General features: G+C 61.8%; 24 protein-coding genes. 2 read left to right on the forward strand and 22 right to left on the reverse strand.

What is annotated here, in order from left to right; all coding sequences use genetic code 11:
• Positions 1–95: 95 nt before the first annotated feature.
• The 22 genes from AC4DF4_RS12895 to AC4DF4_RS13000 form a co-directional block, all read right to left on the reverse strand.
• A complete protein-coding gene (locus tag AC4DF4_RS12895) occupies positions 96–941 on the reverse strand; it encodes a right-handed parallel beta-helix repeat-containing protein (RefSeq protein ID WP_490048517.1) in 846 nt (281 codons plus the stop codon).
• 441 nt (positions 942–1,382) lie between these two features.
• Positions 1,383–2,627: a sulfate adenylyltransferase subunit CysN gene (cysN, locus tag AC4DF4_RS12900; RefSeq protein ID WP_490048518.1), complete on the reverse strand. Its 1,245-nt coding sequence runs from the start codon at positions 2,625–2,627 to the stop codon at positions 1,383–1,385.
• A gap of 58 nt (positions 2,628–2,685) precedes the next feature.
• On the reverse strand, positions 2,686–3,048 hold the full coding sequence (locus tag AC4DF4_RS12905; protein ID WP_490048519.1) for a four helix bundle protein: 363 nt from the start codon (positions 3,046–3,048) through the stop codon (positions 2,686–2,688).
• Between the two features lie 101 nt (positions 3,049–3,149).
• Positions 3,150–4,055, reverse strand: a complete 906-nt coding sequence (gene cysD, locus AC4DF4_RS12910; protein ID WP_490048520.1) for a sulfate adenylyltransferase subunit CysD — start codon at positions 4,053–4,055, stop codon at positions 3,150–3,152.
• A 238-nt stretch (positions 4,056–4,293) separates the two neighbouring features.
• Positions 4,294–4,893 (reverse strand): adenylyl-sulfate kinase, encoded by a 600-nt coding sequence (gene cysC, locus AC4DF4_RS12915; protein WP_490048538.1) that lies wholly within the window; start codon positions 4,891–4,893, stop codon positions 4,294–4,296.
• 23 nt (positions 4,894–4,916) lie between these two features.
• Positions 4,917–5,294 carry a type II toxin-antitoxin system VapC family toxin gene (locus AC4DF4_RS12920; protein ID WP_490048521.1) on the reverse strand — a complete coding sequence of 126 codons (378 nt, stop codon included), beginning with the start codon at positions 5,292–5,294 and terminating at the stop codon, positions 4,917–4,919.
• Positions 5,288–5,527, reverse strand: coding sequence for a type II toxin-antitoxin system Phd/YefM family antitoxin (locus AC4DF4_RS12925; RefSeq protein ID WP_490048522.1), 240 nt, complete (start codon positions 5,525–5,527; stop codon positions 5,288–5,290). Before AC4DF4_RS12925 ends, AC4DF4_RS12920 begins: the two co-directional genes overlap by 7 nt.
• A gap of 48 nt (positions 5,528–5,575) precedes the next feature.
• Positions 5,576–6,964 carry a UDP-glucose 6-dehydrogenase gene (locus AC4DF4_RS12930; RefSeq protein WP_490048523.1) on the reverse strand — a complete coding sequence of 463 codons (1,389 nt, stop codon included), beginning with the start codon at positions 6,962–6,964 and terminating at the stop codon, positions 5,576–5,578.
• A 277-nt stretch (positions 6,965–7,241) separates the two neighbouring features.
• The gene (locus AC4DF4_RS12935; RefSeq protein ID WP_490048524.1) at positions 7,242–7,439 is read right to left on the reverse strand and encodes a type II toxin-antitoxin system HicB family antitoxin; all 198 of its coding nucleotides are present in this window, start codon (positions 7,437–7,439) and stop codon (positions 7,242–7,244) included.
• A 59-nt stretch (positions 7,440–7,498) separates the two neighbouring features.
• A complete protein-coding gene (locus AC4DF4_RS12940; RefSeq protein ID WP_490048525.1) occupies positions 7,499–8,257 on the reverse strand; it encodes a WecB/TagA/CpsF family glycosyltransferase in 759 nt (252 codons plus the stop codon).
• Positions 8,258–8,370: 113 nt separating this feature from the next.
• Complete coding sequence (locus AC4DF4_RS12945) at positions 8,371–9,453, reverse strand: adenylyltransferase/cytidyltransferase family protein (RefSeq protein ID WP_490048526.1); 1,083 nt, start codon at positions 9,451–9,453, stop codon at positions 8,371–8,373.
• 15 nt (positions 9,454–9,468) lie between these two features.
• Positions 9,469–9,546: a type II toxin-antitoxin system YoeB family toxin gene (locus tag AC4DF4_RS12950; protein ID WP_490048539.1), complete on the reverse strand. Its 78-nt coding sequence runs from the start codon at positions 9,544–9,546 to the stop codon at positions 9,469–9,471.
• Positions 9,513–9,818, reverse strand: a complete 306-nt coding sequence (locus AC4DF4_RS12955) for a type II toxin-antitoxin system Phd/YefM family antitoxin (RefSeq protein ID WP_490048527.1) — start codon at positions 9,816–9,818, stop codon at positions 9,513–9,515. Before AC4DF4_RS12955 ends, AC4DF4_RS12950 begins: the two co-directional genes overlap by 34 nt.
• Positions 9,819–9,868: 50 nt before the next feature.
• Positions 9,869–10,984 (reverse strand): GDP-mannose 4,6-dehydratase, encoded by a 1,116-nt coding sequence (gene gmd / locus AC4DF4_RS12960; RefSeq protein WP_490048528.1) that lies wholly within the window; start codon positions 10,982–10,984, stop codon positions 9,869–9,871.
• A 152-nt stretch (positions 10,985–11,136) separates the two neighbouring features.
• The gene (locus AC4DF4_RS12965) at positions 11,137–12,075 is read right to left on the reverse strand and encodes a GDP-L-fucose synthase family protein (protein ID WP_490048529.1); all 939 of its coding nucleotides are present in this window, start codon (positions 12,073–12,075) and stop codon (positions 11,137–11,139) included.
• Positions 12,072–13,244 (reverse strand): UDP-galactopyranose/dTDP-fucopyranose mutase family protein, encoded by a 1,173-nt coding sequence (locus AC4DF4_RS12970; protein ID WP_490048530.1) that lies wholly within the window; start codon positions 13,242–13,244, stop codon positions 12,072–12,074. The genes AC4DF4_RS12965 and AC4DF4_RS12970 overlap by 4 nt, the downstream gene beginning before the upstream one ends.
• Before the next feature lie 196 nt (positions 13,245–13,440).
• Positions 13,441–13,992, reverse strand: a complete 552-nt coding sequence (gene nusG / locus AC4DF4_RS12975; protein WP_490048531.1) for a transcription termination/antitermination protein NusG — start codon at positions 13,990–13,992, stop codon at positions 13,441–13,443.
• Entirely contained in the window at positions 13,989–14,492 is a 504-nt protein-coding gene (locus AC4DF4_RS12980) for a GbsR/MarR family transcriptional regulator (RefSeq protein WP_490048532.1), read from the reverse strand. Before AC4DF4_RS12980 ends, nusG begins: the two co-directional genes overlap by 4 nt.
• Before the next feature lie 422 nt (positions 14,493–14,914).
• The gene (locus AC4DF4_RS12985; protein WP_490048533.1) at positions 14,915–15,010 is read right to left on the reverse strand and encodes a UPF0175 family protein; all 96 of its coding nucleotides are present in this window, start codon (positions 15,008–15,010) and stop codon (positions 14,915–14,917) included.
• A gap of 137 nt (positions 15,011–15,147) precedes the next feature.
• The gene (locus AC4DF4_RS12990; RefSeq protein ID WP_490048534.1) at positions 15,148–15,396 is read right to left on the reverse strand and encodes a hypothetical protein; all 249 of its coding nucleotides are present in this window, start codon (positions 15,394–15,396) and stop codon (positions 15,148–15,150) included.
• 126 nt (positions 15,397–15,522) lie between these two features.
• Positions 15,523–16,671, reverse strand: coding sequence for an ATP-binding protein (locus AC4DF4_RS12995; protein WP_490048535.1), 1,149 nt, complete (start codon positions 16,669–16,671; stop codon positions 15,523–15,525).
• 44 nt (positions 16,672–16,715) lie between these two features.
• A complete protein-coding gene (locus AC4DF4_RS13000) occupies positions 16,716–17,228 on the reverse strand; it encodes a hypothetical protein (protein WP_490048540.1) in 513 nt (170 codons plus the stop codon).
• On the opposite strand from AC4DF4_RS13000, the gene AC4DF4_RS13005 reads away from it, so the two are divergent.
• Complete coding sequence (locus AC4DF4_RS13005; RefSeq protein WP_490048536.1) at positions 17,154–18,089, forward strand: UDP-glucuronic acid decarboxylase family protein; 936 nt, start codon at positions 17,154–17,156, stop codon at positions 18,087–18,089. The genes AC4DF4_RS13000 and AC4DF4_RS13005 overlap by 75 nt on opposite strands.
• A 79-nt stretch (positions 18,090–18,168) precedes the next feature.
• Entirely contained in the window at positions 18,169–19,317 is a 1,149-nt protein-coding gene (locus AC4DF4_RS13010) for a 3-keto-disaccharide hydrolase (protein WP_490048537.1), read from the forward strand.
• The last annotated feature ends 19 nt before the right edge of the window (positions 19,318–19,336 follow it).

Here is a 19,336-nt window from a genome sequence, read left to right on the forward strand (position 1 = left end):
TCCCTGTCTGTTTACTCATGGTGTTGGTTGATTTGAAACGTTTGTTCAAACAGGCGATGTCGGAACATCGCCCGATCAACCAGCACCAATCGATTTTAACATTTTAACGAAAAAAAATCCTCTTCCCATCCTCGAACAAGGATGTTTTCAACACTATTGGCACCGACACCCACGTCGCCATTGTTGCTGATCGTGCAGTGAATGGCTTGCGCGCGGCTTCTCAAGCCAAGTCCTTCGAAATCGCACCATTGGATATCACAATTCTCAATGATGGAATCCGAGCCGATGCTTACCGCTGTTCCGCCGGGGTTGGCCGCTGACGAGTTGCAGTGGCGGACGGCCAGGCCCTTGATGTGGACAAAGGGAATGGCGTGGACCGCCAACACCCACTTCCTGGTGCTAACTTCCATGATCGCATCGTCATCGTTAGGATCGCCACCGTCGTGGAGCCAGACATACAGGGTCGGAGTTGTGGCTGTGGCGTCATAGTAGAACGAACCCGGAACCATGTCGGCGATTCCCGTCCCGACGGGTGTGTATTGGTAAGAGAGGTATGAACTGTGGGGCAGTCCGATTTGCTGGAGATAGCGCTCGTTGCAGAACACCTGCTGGCTGTTGTAAGCCCATCCGGTCTTCTTCCAGATGGCTCCCTCATGGTGTTCCCAGCCGGTCACCACATCGGAGCCCTTGAACACGGGGCGCTCGTCTCCGTAGGCTTGGATCGTCAAATAGACACCCGCCGTGCCATCTCTCGCGGTGGCCGTGACCTGCTGGCGGTAGGTTCCGCCGCGGACATGGATGGTGTCACCCGGGGCGGCCTGACCGATCGCTTTTTGGAGGGTCGCGAGCGGGGTTGTCAGGCTGATTCCATCGGCGGTGTCCTTGCCTTCGACCGCCACATAATAGTCAACTCCAAACCCGCTCGGCGCGGCGATCAACATGATCAAAAACGCGAGCACCAAGCGTCTGAAACAACCGTGGCGAAAACACTTCGTCCGCGAGCTAACGATATTTGAAGCATTCATCGGTTTATTCTCCTTTCCGGGGAAAAGTCGCCGATGGGGGGAGTTTCCTCTACCCGCTGCTTGTTCCAAAGATGTTCGTGTTTTGCCGGTCAGGCGCGCCGATTCCACACTTCATCACAGCGCGGGTTCCGGTGCCAAAGAGGCAAACAGAACCGCGGATGGACGCGACGCACGCGGATCATCAAGGAGTTGCACCGACTATCAGTTTCGCCCGGACCATGGGGGGATCATGGAAAGCGCATCGCTACGGTCATTGGCTCCGCATGGACATCGGCGGACGCGTTCCGCCGCTCCATGGCGCGCGGAATGAACGCGGTCCGTGGGGAGTGATCGTTTCGCGGCGACCGGTGATCGCCGCTACACGATCATGCCGGCGGCGACGGTTTCGTTGGTGCCGGGGTCGATGAGGATGAACGAGCCGGTGGCGCGGTTGCGGCGGTAGGAGTCGTGGATGAGCGGGACGGCGGTGCGCAGGGTGATGCGGCCGATGTCGTTCATGGCGAAGCCGTCCACGCCCTCGATCTTGTGGAGGGTGTTGATGTCCACGTGGTATTTGACGTCCTGGATGATCGCCTTGGTTTCCTGGGTGGTGTGGCGGATGACCAGCTTGGCCTTGGGCGGCATCGGCTTGTTGGAGAACCAGCAGATCATCGCCTCGATGTCCTGGGAGACTTGGGGCGGGTTGTTGGTCTTGACCAGGGTGTCGCCGCGGGAGATGTCGATCTCCTCGGTGAGCGTGATGCAGACGGACTGCGGGGCGAAGGCCTCCTCCTTCTCGCCGTCCGGGCTGTGGATGGCCTTGACGCGGGTCTTGAAGCCGGAGGGCAGCACGGTGACCTCGTCGCCGGGTTTGAAGACGCCGCCGGCGACGCGGCCGGCGTAGCCGCGGAAGTCGTGCCACTCGTCGCTCATCGGGCGGATGACCCATTGCACGGGGAAGCGGGCGTCGACGTGGTTCTCCTCGCCGCCGACATAGACGTGCTCGAGGTGATAGAGGAAGGTCGGGCCCTGGTACCAGGGCATGTGCTCGGACTTGTCGACGACGTTGTCGCCGTTGAGCGCGGAGATCGGGATGTCGGTGATCTCGACGATGTTGTCGAGGCGCGAGGCGAAGTCGCGGAAGTCCTGGATGATCTTGTTATAGACCTCCTCGGAGTAATCGACGAGGTCCATCTTGTTGACGGCGACGACGAGGTGCTGGATGCGCAGGAGGTTGGCGATGAAGCTGTGGCGCTTGGTCTGCTCGATCACGCCCTTGCGGGCGTCGATGAGGATGATGGCGAGGTTGGCGGTGGAGGCACCGGTCACCATGTTGCGGGTGTACTGGGTGTGGCCGGGGGTGTCGGCGATGATGAACTTGCGCTTGGGGGTGGCGAAGTAGCGGTAGGCGACGTCGATGGTGATGCCCTGCTCGCGCTCGGCCTTGAGGCCGTCGGTGAGCAGGGCGAGGTTGACGTTCTCGTCGCCGCGGCGGCGGGAGGATTCCTCCATGGCTTCGAGCTGGTCCTCGAAGATGGATTTGGAATCATAGAGCAGGCGGCCGATGAGGGTGGATTTGCCGTCGTCGACGGAACCGGCGGTGGTGAAGCGGAGTAGGTCCATGGTTATAAAAGAGTCTAAAGGTCTAAATGTCTTAAAGTCTGAAGGTCGGAGAGGCGGATTAGATGCGGAGGTGTTTGGCGAGTGACTCGATGGCACGACTGAGATTCTCACTGGAATTTCTCATTTCATTGGCGACTTGGAATGGAAGATAGTCGCGATCTTCTGCCAGATAAAGCATGCTGCGGACTTCTCCGTTCGAACCCTTGGCGATATCAAGAAAGCGCGCGAAATCGGGATCCGATCTGCGTTCGAATCCCTCAGCGATGTTGTTCATCACGGACACGCCACAACGCTGAATTTGATCCTTAAAGCCAAAATCGCGGGCTGACGGAGCGTTAGGGCCGAACGAATCGTAAATGCGGTTGGCTTGGACTCGCGCGTCCTGCCAGATCCGGAGGTCTTCGAAGCGTTCTATGGTCATGTGATCGTTGTTGAGAGTCTAAAGGTGTAAAGGTCGAAGGTAAGTTGCGGGGTCTTATGACTTTTAGACTTTCAGACATTTAGACTTTCGACGCTTTTTCTTCAGAAGTATCCTTCCTTCTTCCTGTCTTCCATCGCGGTTTCGGAGCGTTTGTCGTCGGAGCGGGTGCCGCGTTCGGTCTGGCGGGCGGCAGCGACTTCGGCGATGACTTCGTCGAGGTCGGAGGCGGTGGAATGGACGGCGCCGGTGCAGGTGGCGTCGCCGATGGTGCGGAAGCGGACGATCTGGCGGGTGACGGGTTCGTGGTCCTGGGGCTTGAGGAAGTCGGTGACGGCGAGCAGGGAGCCGTTGCGCTCGAAGACGTCGCGCTCGTGGGAGAAGTAAATGGAGGGCAGCGGGATGTTTTCGCGTTTGATATACATCCAGATGTCCATCTCGGTGAAGTTGGAGAGCGGGAAGACGCGGAAGTGTTCGCCGGGGTTCTTGCGGCCGTTGAAGAGGTTCCAGAGTTCGGGGCGCTGGTTTTTCGGGTCCCACTGGCCGAAGTCGTCGCGGTGGGAGAAGAAGCGCTCCTTGGCGCGGGCTTTTTCCTCGTCGCGGCGGCCGCCGCCGAGGCAGGCGTCGTATTGGTTGAGCTCGATGGTGTCGAGCAGGGTGACGGTCTGGAGTTTGTTGCGCGAGGCGTTGGGACCTTTTTCCTCGACGACGCGGCCGCTGTCGATGGAGTCCTGGACGGAGCCGACGACGAGGGCGGCGCGGATGAGTTCCACGAATTCATCGCGGTAAGTCATGGTTTCATGGAAGTTGTGGCCGGTGTCGATGTGGACGAGCGGGAAGGGCATGCGGGCGGGCCAGAAGGCCTTGCGGGCGAGCCAGGCCATGACGATCGAATCCTTGCCGCCGGAGAACAGGAGGGCGGGGTTCTCGAATTGGGCGGCCGTTTCGCGCAGGATGAAAATCGCTTCGGCTTCGAGTTGGTCGAGCTGGCTGAGATGGTAGTTGGGCATGGTGGAATAAATGCTGAAAAGCTGAAAACTGAAATGCTGAAATGCTGAAATGGAGAGGGAAGAGGCGCGGGAGGGGTAGGCGGGTGGTTCGCTCAGGTCAAGAAATAATTATTAAGTTGAGTTTTATTGTAATGTATCGAGTGCGGGCCTGACGAAACCGAGTGGAGGCGCGGAAAACAAAAAACGCCGAAGTCCGAGGACTTCAGCGTCTTTCAACGAATCCGGCAAACCGGAATCTTCAGAGCGGGCGGTTCGAGACGATCCGTTCGCGGATGGCTTCGAGGAGCTCGAAGGCGGCGTCCTCGATGGTGGTGGTTTCGGTGTCGAGGACGAGGTGCGGGTTTTGCGGGGCTTCGAACGAGCCGTCCTTGCCGGTGAAATGGGCGATTTCGCCGCGGGCGGCCTTGGCGTAGAGACCTTTGACGTCGCGCTGTTCGCAGGCCTCGTAGCTGGCCTTGATGTAAACTTCGAAGAGGTCGTTGCCGAGCAGGCCGCGGGCGAGGTCGCGGAGCTCGCCGCGCGGGGTGATGGCGGAGACGAAGGTGATGATGCCCTGGGAGGCGAAGACTTTGGCGACTTCCGAAATGCGGCGGATGTTTTCCAGGCGGTCTTGGTCGGTGAAGCCGAGATTGGAGTTGAGGCCGGTGCGGAGGTTGTCGCCGTCGAGGATGGTGGTGAAGCGCCCTTGCTGGTGGAGCACGCGCTCGGCGGCGTTGGCGATGGTGGATTTCCCCGAGCCGGACAAGCCGCAGAGCCAGACGACGAGGCCGCGCTGGCCGAGCAGGTTTTCCTTGTCGTGGCGGTGGAGGAAGCGGTGGAACTCGGGATGGATGTTCATGGTGAAGGCGCGGAAAGAGAGACTCAAGGGGTGAAGCGTTTGACTTGGATGTCAGTAAAGCAACGGAAGTGTTTGGCGTTTGCGGTGAAAAGAGGCTGGCCTTGGAGGGAAGCGGTGGCGGCGATGAGCGCGTCCGGAAGGCCGACACCATGACTGAGGTGTCTTTCCTCAAGGTACAAGTCGGCCCGGCTTCCGATTTCCTGACTCAGCGCGATGACGCGGAAGCCGCCATCGACGAGGAAGCGTTTGAGAAGGGTGATTTCAGTTTTGTTCCGGCAGCCGAGAATGAGCTCCATGCGGGTGATTTGGGAAACGAGGCGGTCCTGGAGTCCGTCGATCGCCTTGACGGCTTTCGGGTTGCCTCTGAGGCACCAGATCAAAATGTCGGTATCGATCAGCATGGACGTGGCTTTCGCAGTCTGGCGACCATGACGGGAACGGGCTCGACATCGTCCGCCCACATGCCCACGGCCGCGAGTTGCGAGATTGGCGGGCGGGTGGGTTGAGGGTGGCCGGGGGGGATGATTTTCCCTTTTTCGGTGCCACGGTGGGTGAGGATGATTTCCTCGCGTGCTTCCAGCGCCCGCAGGACCTCCTTGGTCCTGTAACGCAGATCCATGACGCTTGCTTTCACGACAACTGTCTAGTTGCGAATGACTGCTTTGTAAAGGCGCGTCTTTGGCTACAGACCCTTGCCGATGACGAAGGCCTCGAAGCCGTGGGCGACCAGCGCTTCCAGCGAAAGGACGGCGCGGCCGTCGAAGACGAAGGCGGGCTTGAGCATCAGGTCGTAAACGCGCGGCAGTTCGAGGGTGCGGAACTCGTCCCATTCGGTGAGCGTGGCGAGCGCGTGCGCCCCGGCGACCGCGGTGTAGGGGTCGCTGCAGATTTCGACGTTCGACGCGACGAGCTCCGGCGAGACCCCGGCGGCGATCAGGTCCTGATGGATTGTCGCCACGCTGACTCGCGGGTCGTAAATGGCGAGGTGGGCGCGCTCGTGGAGCAGGTCGCGGCAGACATGGATGGCGGGCGACTCGCGGGTGTCGTTGGTGTCCTTCTTGAAGGCGAAACCGAGGATGGCGATCCGCTTGCCGTTGACGGTGTTGAAAAGCGTGCGGACGATTTTCTCGACGAACCGCGATTTCTGCCAGTCGTTGAGCTGCACGACCTGACGCCAGTATTTGGCGACTTGCGGGAGGTTGAAGGACTCGCAGAGATAGACGAGGTTGAGGATGTCCTTCTGAAAGCAGGAGCCGCCGAAGCCGACGGAGGCTTTGAGGAACTTCGGGCCGATCCGCGAGTCCATGCCGATGGCGCGGGCGACCTCGTCGACGTCGGCGCCGGTGGCTTCGCAGAGGGCGGAGATGGAGTTGATCGAGGAGATCCGCTGGGCGAGGAAGGCGTTGGCGACGAGCTTGGAAAGTTCCGACGACCAGAGGTTGGTGGTGAGGATGCGGTCGCGGGGAATCCAGTTGGCGTAAACCGAGACGAGCGCCTCGACGGCGGCGTTGCCCTCGGGGGTGATTTCGCCGCCGATGAGGATGCGGTCCGGGCATTGGAGGTCTTCGACGGCGGTGCCCTCGGCGAGGAACTCGGGGTTGGAAAGGACCTGGAAGGTGGCTCCGTTCGGGGAGTTCGCGGCGAGGATGGACTTGATCGCGGTGGCGGTTTTGACGGGGATCGTGCTTTTCTCGACGATGATCTTGTGGCCCTCGGAAACCTCCGCGATCAGGCGGGCGGCGGATTCGATGTAGCGGAGGTCGGCGGCGCGGCCGGCGCCGATGCCGTAGGATTTGGTGGGCGTGCCGACCGAGACGAAGATCAGGTCCGCGCCGGCGATGGCGGCGCGGATGTCGGTGGTGAAGTGGAGGTTCCGGCCGAGCGCGGAGGCGACGACGGCATCAAGTCCGGGCTCGTAAACGGGCAGGTTGTCCGAGTTCCACGCGGCGACGCGCTGTTCGTTCATGTCCGCGACGGTGACCTGGATGTGAGGGCACTTGGAGGCGATCATGGCCATGGTGGGACCGCCGACGTAACCGGCGCCGAGACAGCAGATGGATTTGATAGGCATGGTCATGGTAAAAGCTGAGATGCTGAAAAGCTGAAAAGCTGAAATTGAGAAGGAAAGAAGAATTCGGAGGAGGTCGCTGAATTCCGATGGGCTGAAGCCGGCGTCCTTGGCGATAGGTCCCATTGCGGTCGCCTCATCGCAGGTGGCTCCCTGGGAATGGTCAGGCGCGTCTGACCGTCGCCCATCACCACGTGGCCGGATTCGCGAACCACGCGAAAGCCGATTTTGGAGAGAACCCGGACGGCATCCTTCTGGATGATACCCGGCAATTTGGGCATCAGACCGTAAGTTCCAGGGTTTCCGCGCTTTTGATTCCGCTTTCTTCGGCCTCCACGTCCAGCCAGAGTTGGATTGCTTCGCGGATTGCCTCGATTGCCTCGTTTCGGGTAGCTCCCTGTGAGTGGCACCCAGGCAGGTCGAGGCAGGAAACGGACCAGCCTTCATCGGTTTCGATCAAGCGGATGCGGTAGTTCATGCGGAGAGGCTATCTTGGGGCCACAGAGCGCGCAAGGAGTGATTGGAGCAGGGGATCCGTCAGCCCCGCATGTGGTCGCGGAGGAGGTGATAGAGGAAGAGCGAGTTGTAAACAAAGTAGCGTTTGAAGAGGCGGCGGGGCTCCATGGCGAGGCGGTAGGCCCACTCGAGGCCGAGACGCTGGAGGACGGGCGGTGATTGTCTCACCTCGCCGGCGTGGAAGGCGAAGGCCGCGCCGATGCCGAAATAGACGCCTGGCGGCAGACGGTGCTTGTTGCGGGCGATCCAGTGTTCCTGCTTGGGGCAGCCGAGGCCGACCCAGACGAGGTTGGCTCCCGAGGTCCGGATTTTCTCCGCGATGCACTCGAACTCGCTTTCCGGCCACTCGCCGAACGGCGGGGAGTGGGTGGCGGCGATGGCGACGTTGGGGAAGTCCCCGGCGAATTTGCGGGTGAGGCTGTCGAGCGTGCCTTGCTTGCCGCCGAGGAGGAAATGTTTGAACTCCGGTAGGCCGTTAGTCGCCTTGAGCGTTTCCAGCATCAGGGTCGGGCCGTAAACGCGGTCGGATAGTTTCCCGGTCGCGGCGAGCCGGGAGTTGAGCGCCCAGACGAGCGGCATGCCGTCGGGGCAGATCAGGTCGAAGCGGCGCATGGACTCGCCGAAATCCTCATCGCTGCGGGCCAGCGCGGCGACGTGGGTGTTGGCGGCCTCGACGGCGTAGGCGCGGTCGTTTCGCCGGGCGCGCTCGAGGATCCATTCCACGGCTCCGGCGTAGGTGGTCGCCGCGACGGGCAGGCCGATGATGGGAAGGGTGCGCATGGAGCGGGAATCGAACATTGAACATCGAACGTCAAACATCGAACGTCGAAGAGGAAAAGAAGATGGGATGCGGGGATCCTCACCATTACCGACTAACGCTATGCGCCCGCAGTTCAAACGCGGCAGAACGGTTCGACGGGGCGGAGTTCCGGGGTGGTGGCGATGGCCGCGTCGCGGAGGACCGGCTTGTCGAACAGATAGAGCGCGTAGCCGCCGTGGCCGCCGCCGCAGTATTTGCGGGCGATGGCGCCGGGGATTTCCGGCAGCGGGTCCATGCCTTCCGCGAGCTGGGTCATGTGATAGAGTTGCACGCCGTCTGCCAGGCAGCGGATGTCGGCTTGGAGCGCGCCTTCGCGGGCGACCCGGGCGCTGCGGGCGATGCCATCATAGTCGCGCGGGTGGTTGACGACGCCGGGCGTGTCGTGAGGGCTGCCGGTCCAGAAGATGGCCATCCGTCCTGATAGAAAATCGCCGTTGTGCTTGAAGTCGAGCACGGGGGTGAGCCCGGAGCGCCAGACGCAGAGGCCGGTTTCCCGGATGACCGCCGGGTCCTGCCAGCCGACGCCGAGGTCGATCTCGGACTCGAATCCGTCGCGGCCGTTGAGCAGGGCCCACGCGCCGCTGCCGCCGAGGCCAGCTTGCTTTTCGTAAGGCCATTCGCGCAAGGAGACGAGCGGGGAAATCGCGCAGTTCACCACATACTCGCCGGGCCGGGAAAAGCGCGGGACGTCGAGCCAGCCGCCGGCGAAATCGATCCGCAAAGGCGCTTCGGTGGGGGCTTGGACCCAGCGGACGATGGAGCTGGTAGAGACCGGTTCGAAGCGCGGCGGGGTCTTGGCGAGAACGGTGTATTCCGCGCCGACCGCGGCGCAGAGTTCGCGTTTCACGTCGCCGTATTTGTCGTCCTCGGTGACGATCAGGAAGTCCGGGCGGATGCGCAGGAAATCCTCTTCGAAGTCGATTCCCTCCTTGTGGCCCTGGGTGACGATGACCTCGTCGATCATCCGCAAGCCCTGGAGCAGGGCGCGCTTGTGGTCGTCCGGGATGGATGGCTTGCGCCGCTTGTGGTGCCAGAGCACCTCGGCGGAGGCGAACGACACGATCAGATAGTCGCCCAGCGCGCGGGCTTCTTCGAAGAACTGGAGGTGACCGGCGTGGAGGATGTCATAACATCCGGAGACAAAGACTTTTTTCATGATGGGGCAGTGAGGTTAATAATGATAGCGTGCTTGGGCGAAGAGGATGCGGTCGTCTTTCACCCGATAGACCAAGCGGTGCTCCTGGGTGATGCGTCGCCCGTTTTTGCGGCCAGCGCGTCGGGCGAGAGTTCCCGGCCTTCGCCTTGTTCGAGGCGGTTCAGGGCGGACATCAGCCTGCGCGCATTGGCGGGCGAGCGGAGAAGTCGGGCGGTTTCCAACAGCCCTTCCCGTTCGCTGGCGGGCACCAGCACCACCGATTCGTGGCCGCGCCGGTCGATGACCACCGGCTCGCGGGTCGAGACGGTTTGGTCCCAAACGCTTGCCAAGCGGTCGCGGGCTTCCGTGTAGGAAATCGTGCTCATGGCTGAATCAATCGCTGGACAGGCTTTCCGTCCAGCGGAATGAGCCGGTATTACTCCTTGGAAACGGAAACGTGGTGGCCGTGGGATTTGAGCAGCGAGTGGCGGCGGGCGATGTCGAGATCGTGGGCGACCATCTCCGCGCACATTTGCTCGACGGTGATTTCGGCAACCCAGCCGAGTTTCTCCTTCGCCTTGGTCGGATCGCCTAGCAGGGTTTCGACTTCGGCGGGGCGGTAGTAGCGGGGATCGACTTTCACGACGACGGCACCCACGGACACCGCCGGGGCGAGGTCGGGATTGACGGCGCTGACAGTGGCGATTTCCTGGTCGCCCTCGCCGGAGAAGGTGAGTTCGATGCCTGCCTCGCGGGCGGACATGCGGACGAACTCGCGGACGGAAATCTGCCTGCCGGTGGCGATGACGAAATCATCCGCGGTTTCCTGTTGGAGCATCATCCACTGCATGCGGACGTAGTCCTTGGCGTGGCCCCAGTCGCGGAGGGAGTCCATGTTGCCGAGGAACAGGCAGGCTTCGAGGCCCTGGGCGATGTTGGCGATGGCGCGGGTGATCTTGCGGGTGACGAAGGTCTCGCCGCGGCGCGGGGACTCGTGGTTGAAGAGGATGCCGTTGCAGGCATACATGGCGTAGGCCTCGCGGTAGTTCACGGTGATCCAGTAGGCGTACATCTTGGCGACGGCGTAGGGCGAGCGCGGGTGGAAGGGCGTGGTTTCCTTCTGCGGGATTTCCTGGACCAGGCCGTAGAGCTCGGAGGTGGACGCCTGATAGAAGCGGGTCTTCTTCTCGAGGCCGAGGAAACGGATCGCCTCCAACAGGCGCAGCGTGCCGATGGCGTCGACGTCCGCGGTGTATTCGGGGGCCTCGAACGAGACGGCGACGTGGGATTGCGCGCCGAGGTTGTAAACCTCGTCGGGCTGGACCTCGCTGATGATGCGGGTGAGGTTCGAGCTGTCGGTGAGGTCGCCGTAGTGCAGGCGGAAGCGCGAGTTCTCGACGTGCGGGTCCTCGTAGATGTGGTCGATCCGCTGGGTGTTGAAGAGCGAGGCGCGGCGCTTGATGCCGTGGACTTCGTAGCCTTTTTCAAGCAGGAATTCCGCGAGGTAGGAGCCGTCTTGTCCGGTGATGCCGGTGATGAGTGCTTTTTTCATCGGAGGTGTGGGAAAGTTGAAGAGTCGAAGGTCGAAGGTCGAAGGTCGAAGGTCGAAGGTCGAAGGTCGAAGGTCGAAGGTCGAAGGTCGAAGGTCTTAAAGTCGGAAGAGAAGAGGAGGAGTTGCTGGCGTCTTTGACCTTCAGACTTCTCTCAGAGACGGGCCGCGCCGGTGGCGAGGGTGGCGAGGAAATCCTGATAGGCGGAGGCGAGGCCTTCGCGGAAGGGGACTGCGGGCTGCCAGCCGGTGGCCTGGATTTTCGAAATATCCAGCAGCTTGCGCGGTGTGCCGTCGGGCTTGGAGGGGTCGGTGAGGATGTTGCCGCTGAAGCCGGTGGTTTTGGCGACGAGCGTGGCGAGTTCGAGAATCGTGACGTCGTCGCCGACGCCGACGTTCACCCAGTCGGGCGGCGAGTCTAACGACAGGAGGTGGAAGCAGGCGGCGGCGAGGTCGTGGACGTGGAGGAACTCGCGGCGCGGAGTGCCGGTGCCCCAGATGGTGACGGAGGCGTCGCCGCGTTCCGTGGCTTCGTGGAAGCGGCGGATGAGGGCGGGGATGACGTGGGAGTTCTCCGGGTGATAGTTGTCGCCGGGGCCGTAGAGGTTGGTGGGCATGATGCTGTGGTACATCAGGCCGTGCTGGGCGCGGTAGTGCTGGCAGAGTTTGAGGCCGGCGATTTTGGCGATGGCGTAGGCTTCGTTGGTGGTTTCCAGCGGCCCGGTGAGCAGGCAGTCTTCCGGCATCGGCTGGGGCGCCATTTTCGGATAGATACAGGACGAGCCGAGGAACAGCGCGCGCGGCACTCCGGCGCGGCGGCTGCCTTCGACGAGGTTCGAGGCGATGCTGAGGTTTTCGTAAATGAAGTCCGCGGGGTAGGTGGCGTTCGCGTGGATGCCGCCGACTTTGGCGGCGGCGATGATGACGACGTCCGGTTTTTCCGCGGCGAGGAAATCAAAGACCGCGCGCTGGTCGCAGAGATCGAGCTGGTCGCGGGTGGCGGTGAGGAGCTGGTAGCCGCCGAGTCTCCCGGCCTCGCGCACCAGCGCGGAGCCGACCATGCCGCGGTGGCCCGCGATGAAGAGTTTTTTCATGGGTTGGACCCGTAGCGGGAAATGAGTTTCTCCGCCTCGGTGATGGCCATGGCGGTGACCTGGTCCATGTTATAATAACGGTAGGTGGCAAGGCGGCCGATGAAGCTGGTGTTAGGCTCTGCGGCGGCGAGCTCGGAGTAGCGGAGGAAGGCGGTGCGGGCTTCGGGAGCTGGGACCGGATAGAACGGCTCGTCGTCCGGGGTCCAGTCCTTGGGGAACTCGCGGACGATGGTGGTGGCGTCGATCTGTTGGCCGGTGGCGTGCTTGATCTCGACGATGCGGGTGAACGGCACCTCGGGTTCCGGATAGTTCACCTGCATCGCGGGCTGCCAGAAGCCGGGTTTTCCGGAAACGGGCTTGCGGGCTAGCAGTTCTTCCGCGGAGAACGATTCGTGCTCGAAGCGCAGCGAGCGGTAGGGAAGCGCGCCGAAGCGGCGGCTGTAGAACTCGTCGATGGCGCCGGTGAAGACGAGGTGCTTGTGGCTCCAGCGGGCGCGGGCTTCCTCGAAATCCACGCCCAGGTGGAGTTCCACGCCGGGCGAGGCGTTGAGCATGGTTTCGAACAGAGCGGTGTAGCCGTGTTTCGGCAGGGCCTGGAAGGATTCGGACAGGTAGCGGTCGTCGCGGTTGGTGCGGACGGGGATGCGGCCGCAGACCGAGGCGTCGAGCTCGCGCGGGTGGCGCTTCCATTGCTTGAGCGTGTAGCCTTCGAAAAACAGCTCGTAAAGTTCGCGGCCGACCTGGGAGATGATGACGTCCTCGGAGTTTTGCGGGTCCGCGACGGGAATCCGCTTTTGCTCCAGCCAGGCGGTGAACTCCTCAGTGGTGGCGGGCCGGCCGAGGTATTCCTCGAAGGTGTTGAGATTGATGGGAAAGCTCCAGTAGCGGCCGCGGGCGTGGCTCTTGATCGTGTAATCCACCTCGTGCCACTCGGTGAAAGCGGATAGGTAATCGACGATCCGCGGCGAGTTCGAGCGGAAGTAGTGCGGGCCGTACTGATGGGTGAGGACGCCGGCGGCGTCGGTGGCGTCGCGGGCGTTGCCGCCGAGGTGGTTGCGGCGGTCCACGACCACGCACTTCCAGCCGGCGGCGGACAGGCGCTCGGCGATCACGAGTCCGGAGAAGCCGGCGCCGATGATCAGGAAATCGGTGGGTTGATCAGATTTCAAGTGGCGGGAAATGGGGCGCGGCCGCCTTCACGCTACCGCCCTTGGTCGATCTCTCCGGGATGGAGAGAAACCTGGGCAATGCGGGTGGCGGGTGGTGTGGTCATCGGCGGGGGGGATTTTTCGCCGGCGACTGCGGCGAGTATTGAACGGGAAACCTACGAGGTGAGTCACGGGATCGCGTAGGAAACGTTTGATTTTAAGGAGCTGGACGTCTGGGAAGAAGGATCGAGAAGAGGTCCATGTCGACCGCCTGCGGGTTTCCGAGAAATTCGATGAGAATTTTCACCCGCTCGGTGGCGGATGGCACCGAGACGACGGTTCCCTGCATTCCCTGGAGCGGGCCGAAGGCGACTTCCACTTCATCGCCGATCTGGATGACCGGGCTGAGGGTGACGAGTTCGTCATGCTCGGCGCCTTTGCGGTTGAGGATTTCGTGTTTGATCGCCTCGACGAACGACTCGGGGACGGGCGGGATTTCCGAGCCGAAGCGGATGAGTCCGCGGATGCCTTGGCAGAAGGTGACGGCGCGCTCCATCTCGGCCATGTTGAATTTGGCCAGCAGGTAGCCGGGAAACATCGGTTCGACCCACCAGATCTTGCCGCGGCGGGTGGCTTTGCGGTAGCGCAGGCGCGGGCAGAAAACCTCGACGCCCTCGAGTTCGCGCAAATGGCCGGCGGCGATGTGCTCGCGTTTGGTCTGGCACCGGAGGCAAAACCATTCCGGCTGTTGGGGATCGGTGGATTTCATTGGCCGAGAAGTTTTTGAAGCACGGGAAGGACCCTGCCGCCGCTGCGCATCCATGTTTCCAAACGTTCGACGCGCTCGCCAAGGAATTTCCGGCGCTCGGGGTCTTCGATGTCGCGGGCGCTCTCCGCCAGCCGGCCGATCTTGGTTTTTCCGTTTTCCAGATGCGGGCGGATTTGCTCGCGGATGAAGCCGCCGGCGAGGCGCTTGAGCTCGATCGCCGGTTCGTAATAAGTGCGGCGATCGTCGCCACCGTCGGTTTCGCGCACCGCGCCGAGGCCTTTGAGCGTCCGCAGCCCTTGGCTGGCGGAGCCCTTGCTGATGCGGAGGCGGCACACGAGATCGTCGAGGGACAGGCCGGATTGTGAAATGAAGAGCAGCCCGTAAATTTCTCCGATCGAACGGGGCAGGCCCAACACGCGCACGCCGTCCACGAACATGGCCACCACCTGGCGCTCCAAGGGGTCCATTTCGTTTTGATCTCCGTCCAACAGATCGCCCATGGGCTGGAAAGTAAGGAGCTTTCCCGGAGAATTCAAACTAAATTGAACAACGGGCGGGATCGATGTTCCGGCGTGCTGAAATCCCGATATGGGAAATTGACGTCACCGTTTCCGATCCGCTTGAATCCGGGGGAAGGATGTCAAAACCGAGCGACGGGCACCGGGGATTCCGGGAACCCCTCGCTGGAGCCTTGTGCGGCGTGCGGCGACCGGCGACCGGCGGCGAGTCGCTGGAGCGGATCGAATGCGAGGCGGGGTTTTTGCGGAAGCTGCGCCATCCGATTTTGGCCACAGCGATGACCGGGCCGGCATTGCATATCAGGATCATTTCGGCCCCAGGGAAGCCAGGGTTTCAAGATCCTTGCGCAATTCCGCTTCGGCTTCCTCGGGCGGATAGTTGAAGATGCTGATTCGGTATCTCCTCAGACGGCGAAGCAATCGCTACGGCTCATTCCGGCGAGTTCCGCCGCCTTTCCGCTGCTGATTTTGCCCAGCTCGAACATCTTGAGCGCGGCCATCAGCCGCAGATGGTGATCGAGTTCGGCAAGGGTCAGCCCACGGCGGACTCCAGATCTTCCGGCAGAGGGTCGCTGAAGGGAGTGCTGCGGACGGCGGTTGGCATTTCAGGGGAGTTTCGCTCCCGAGGCACGCGATGTCAAGACACCCGGACAGTGACCTTCTCCGACGAACCCCGGCGCCGGGCAGTGGGTTCTACCGGCTTCGCAAGTAGATGCTGAAAACCTGAAAGGCTGAGATGCTGAAATGAGAAACCCAGGAGTTTCACACTCCATTTTTCGTCCGGCATTTTCGAACCAAAATCTTCAATCCACGATTCAACTTGTTGCCAATCCATGAAAAATTCCTCTTTGCGTTCCTTTGCGACCTCTGCGGCTTTGCGGTTCAAATTCTTCCCGTCGGCATCCCGCGCCGTTGGCGACAAGTGGGCGGGCCACGGCGGGCCAGCCCTACCGGTTCAGAACACCGACTCACGCCCGGCGATGCTTTCCAACTTCATCGGCTCTTTGATACATCAGCACACTACAAGCTCCCGCAGTGTCACCGATAGCGACCGCACCTGAATTTTTTCGTTGAGCGGGTAGCATGCTTCACCCGGATGGACGACGATCAGTCTCTCCAATTGCAGGCTTTCCACCGCGCTGTGCATGGACTTGGTGGTCTTGGGAGCATCGCTGTATTTGAACTCGAAACCGATCTTCCGGCCGTTCTGGAGCAAGAGCAGATCGAGTTCCGCGCCGGAGTGGGTTGCCCAGAACCAGGCTTGCCGGTCATCGGTGCGGCGGAGGATTTGCTCGATGCAGAAGCCTTCCCACGAGGCTCCGCACTTGGGATGCCCCTCGACGGCGGCGGGCGAGGCGAGGCCTAACAAGGCGTGGAGCAGACCGGTGTCCCGGACATAGATCTTCGGATGCCGGACAAGTCGTTTTCCCAAATTCTCGAACCAGGGCGGGAGCTGCCGGATCATGAAGGCGTGCGTGAGAATATCGAGGTGGCGGCGCACGGTTTGATTCGACTCACCCAACGAGCGGCCGATTTCGGAGCCGTTGGAAACGCCACCGTGATGATGAGCGAGCATTTGCCACAGCCGCCGCAGGGCCTCGGGTGGTGTGTTCACGCCGAAGCGGCGGATGTCACGCTCCAGAAACGTGCGGATGAAATCCGACCGCCATTGGTAGCTGGCGGCATCGTCCGCCGCCAAATAAGAGAGCGGGAAGCCACCTCGTTGCCAGAGTTGAGCTTGGGTGGCGACGCCTGTTTCCTCCAAGGTAAAGCCGCCGATTTCGATAAACTCGACACGGCCCGCGAGGGTTTCCGAAGACGTTTTCAGAAGATCGGGCGAGGCACTGCCAAGAATGAGAAAGCGCGCCGGCAAGGGATCTCGATCCGCCAGCACCCGTAGGATGGGTGCCAGTTCGGGCATGAGTTGGAATTCGTCCAGCACGACCAGACCGGTCAATTTTTCCAGCGCCAGCTTGGGAGCACTCAAGCGGTTGGCATCCGTGGGGTCTTCCAAATCGAACAGGCTCGCGCCTTGTTCCGCCGCGATGATCCTCGCCAGCGAAGTCTTGCCCGCCTGCCTTGGTCCCAACAGTGCGACGATTCGACTCCGGCCCAAAGCCGTGCGGATTTTTTCCAGAAGATGCTGCCGTTGCAGTTTCATCAGCGAGATATGGACTTTAAATATCCAAATTTCAATGTTAATGATCAATCAGTCACAATAACAAAAAGTGTGACATGCCGCCCCAAGAGGGCTCCGAATCCCCGGATCACCCGGTGTTCGGCGCTGTTGAAATCGAGTCCGGCTGCGGTCGCCCTGCCGCATGCGGCCCTTCCGATCAGTTTCACGCCGGACCAGCGGAAATTTGTCTCCCATGAGATTTTCGCCGTCGCGTCCCTTTGCGACCTTCGCTGAGCCGGAAGGAACGCCGGGAGCTTTCCCTGCTTGCTGCTCACATCTTTACCTGAGGAGGACGAACTGGCGTTGGTGACGATTCTCCCACACACCACCGCCCTTCGTGGCAATCGCTGCGAATGGTCCATCCCGAAGCCGTTTCTGAAACCCGGGGCATTCCATCTCCAGCGGGTCAAATCTCTTTCCGATCCGGTCTTGATCCGGCGGGGGGGGCCTGATTGGTTTTCGCCATGCGAATTTTGATCACCGGCGGAGCTGGCTTTTTGGGTTCCCATCTCTGTGAGCGGCTTCTCGGCGAGGGCCATGAAATCATCTGCTTGGACAATTTTTTCACCGGCCGCAAGCGCAACATCGCCCACCTGATGGGCAATCCTTACTTCGAACTCGTCCGCCACGACGTGACCGAGCCGTTCAAATACGAGATCGATCAAATTTACAACCTCGCCTGTCCCGCCTCGCCGCCGCACTACCAGCACAACCCGATCAAGACGACCAAGACCTCGGTGATGGGCGCGATCCATTGCCTGGGTCTGGCGAAGCGCACCGGGGCGCGGGTCTTCCAGGCGTCCACTTCCGAGGTTTACGGCGATCCCGACGTCCATCCGCAGCCGGAATCGTATCACGGAAACGTCAACCCGATCGGCATCCGCGCCTGTTACGACGAGGGCAAGCGCTGCGCCGAGACCCTGTTCTTCGACTATCACCGCCAGAACCAGGTCGATATCCGGGTGGTCCGGATTTTCAACACCTACGGCCCGCGGATGCTGCCGAACGACGGCCGGGTGGTTTCCAATTTCATCGTCCAGGCGCTCCAGGGGCAGGATCTCACGATCTATGGCGACGGCCGCCAAACCCGTTCGTTCTGTTATGTGGACGACCTGATCGAGGGCTTCATCCGGCTGATGAACCACCCGACGCTCACCGGCCCGGTCAACATCGGCAATCCCGGCGAATTCACCATGATCCAGCTGGCGGAGCTCGTTCTGAAGAAAGTCGGAGGTCCGTCGAAAATCACCTTCCTGCCGCTGCCCGGCGACGATCCGAAGCAGCGCCAGCCAGACATCACGCTGGCCACCGCCGAGCTCGGCTGGCAGCCGACGGTCTCGCTGGATCAAGGACTGGACGCGACCATCGACTATTTCCGCAAGCTTTTGGCGGAGGCCTGAAATGGCTTGAGACGGAAAGACGCGGCTTCGGGATAATTTCTGAAAACCCGGGAATCCGCGGTCCGTATCCAAAGGCCAGATGACCCGAATTTTAATCCCGCTTTGCTTGCTGATGGCGATCTTGCCGTGCCGGGCTGGCTGGCAAGCGCTGTTCAACGGCACGGATCTCGCCGGTTGGTCCGGGGATTCCCGGCTGTGGCGGGTGGAGGGCGGCGTTCTGATCGGCGAGACCGACGATGCTGAAAGGAAAATCGACGCCAATTCCTTCCTGATCTGGCAGGGCGGCGAGCCGGGGGATTTCGAACTCGAATTCCAAGCCCGCGTCAGCGGCAACAATTCCGGCGTGCAATACCGCAGCCAAGTGGTCGATCCCGCCAAGTGGGTGGTCGGCGGCTATCAGATGGATCTGCATCCGCAGGCGTCCTACCTCGGGATGCTTTACGAGGAGAAAGGCCGGGGAATCGCCTGCGAGCGGGGCCAGCGGGTCAAGCTCGGCGACACTCCGGAAGTGACCGGGCCCCTCGAAGTGCCGGCCGTGGATCTGGCGGTTTGGAATTCCTACCGGATCGTGGCGCAGGGGCAGATGCTCCGGCATTTCATCAACGGCAAGCTGGCGGCGGAAATCCAGGACGTGCAGCCGGAAAAACGCGCGGCCAAAGGCGTGATCGCGCTGCAAGTCCATGCCGGGCCGGCGATGAAGACGGAGTTCAAGGATTTGCGGATCCAGCAGGGCGGCAAGGCCGCGCCGGGAGGCATGCCGACCGCGGTCTGGATCTGGAAAAGCACGCAGCCCGCCGCGGATGAAAAGGTGTTTTTCCGGCGGGAGTTCCAACTGCCGGCGGATGTCGCCAGCGCGGCGCTCACGGTGGCTTGCGACGACGAGCACCGTTTGTTCGTCAACGGCGTGGATCTCGGCACGGGCGTGGATTGGAAAACTCCCCGCAGCTACGAGGTGCTCGCCCATCTCAAGCCGGGCGGTCGCAACGTCATCGCCGTCGAGGGCCGCAACCAACAGGGCGCCGCCGGAATCGCCCTGCGCTTCAGCGCCACTCTCAAGGATGGGAAGAAGCTCCACATCGTCTCCGATGCGAACTGGCTGTGTGCCGGTGAGTCCCCGGACGGCTGGCAGAACCTGGATTTCCCGGCGTCGGCCTGGCCGAAGGCGGTGGTGGTCGCGAAAATGGGGGATTCCCCGTGGGGCGCGATCATGCCGCCGGAGACCGAGTGAATGGATGTGGCGGCGATCA

It is taken from the genome of Luteolibacter sp., assembly GCF_058122085.1.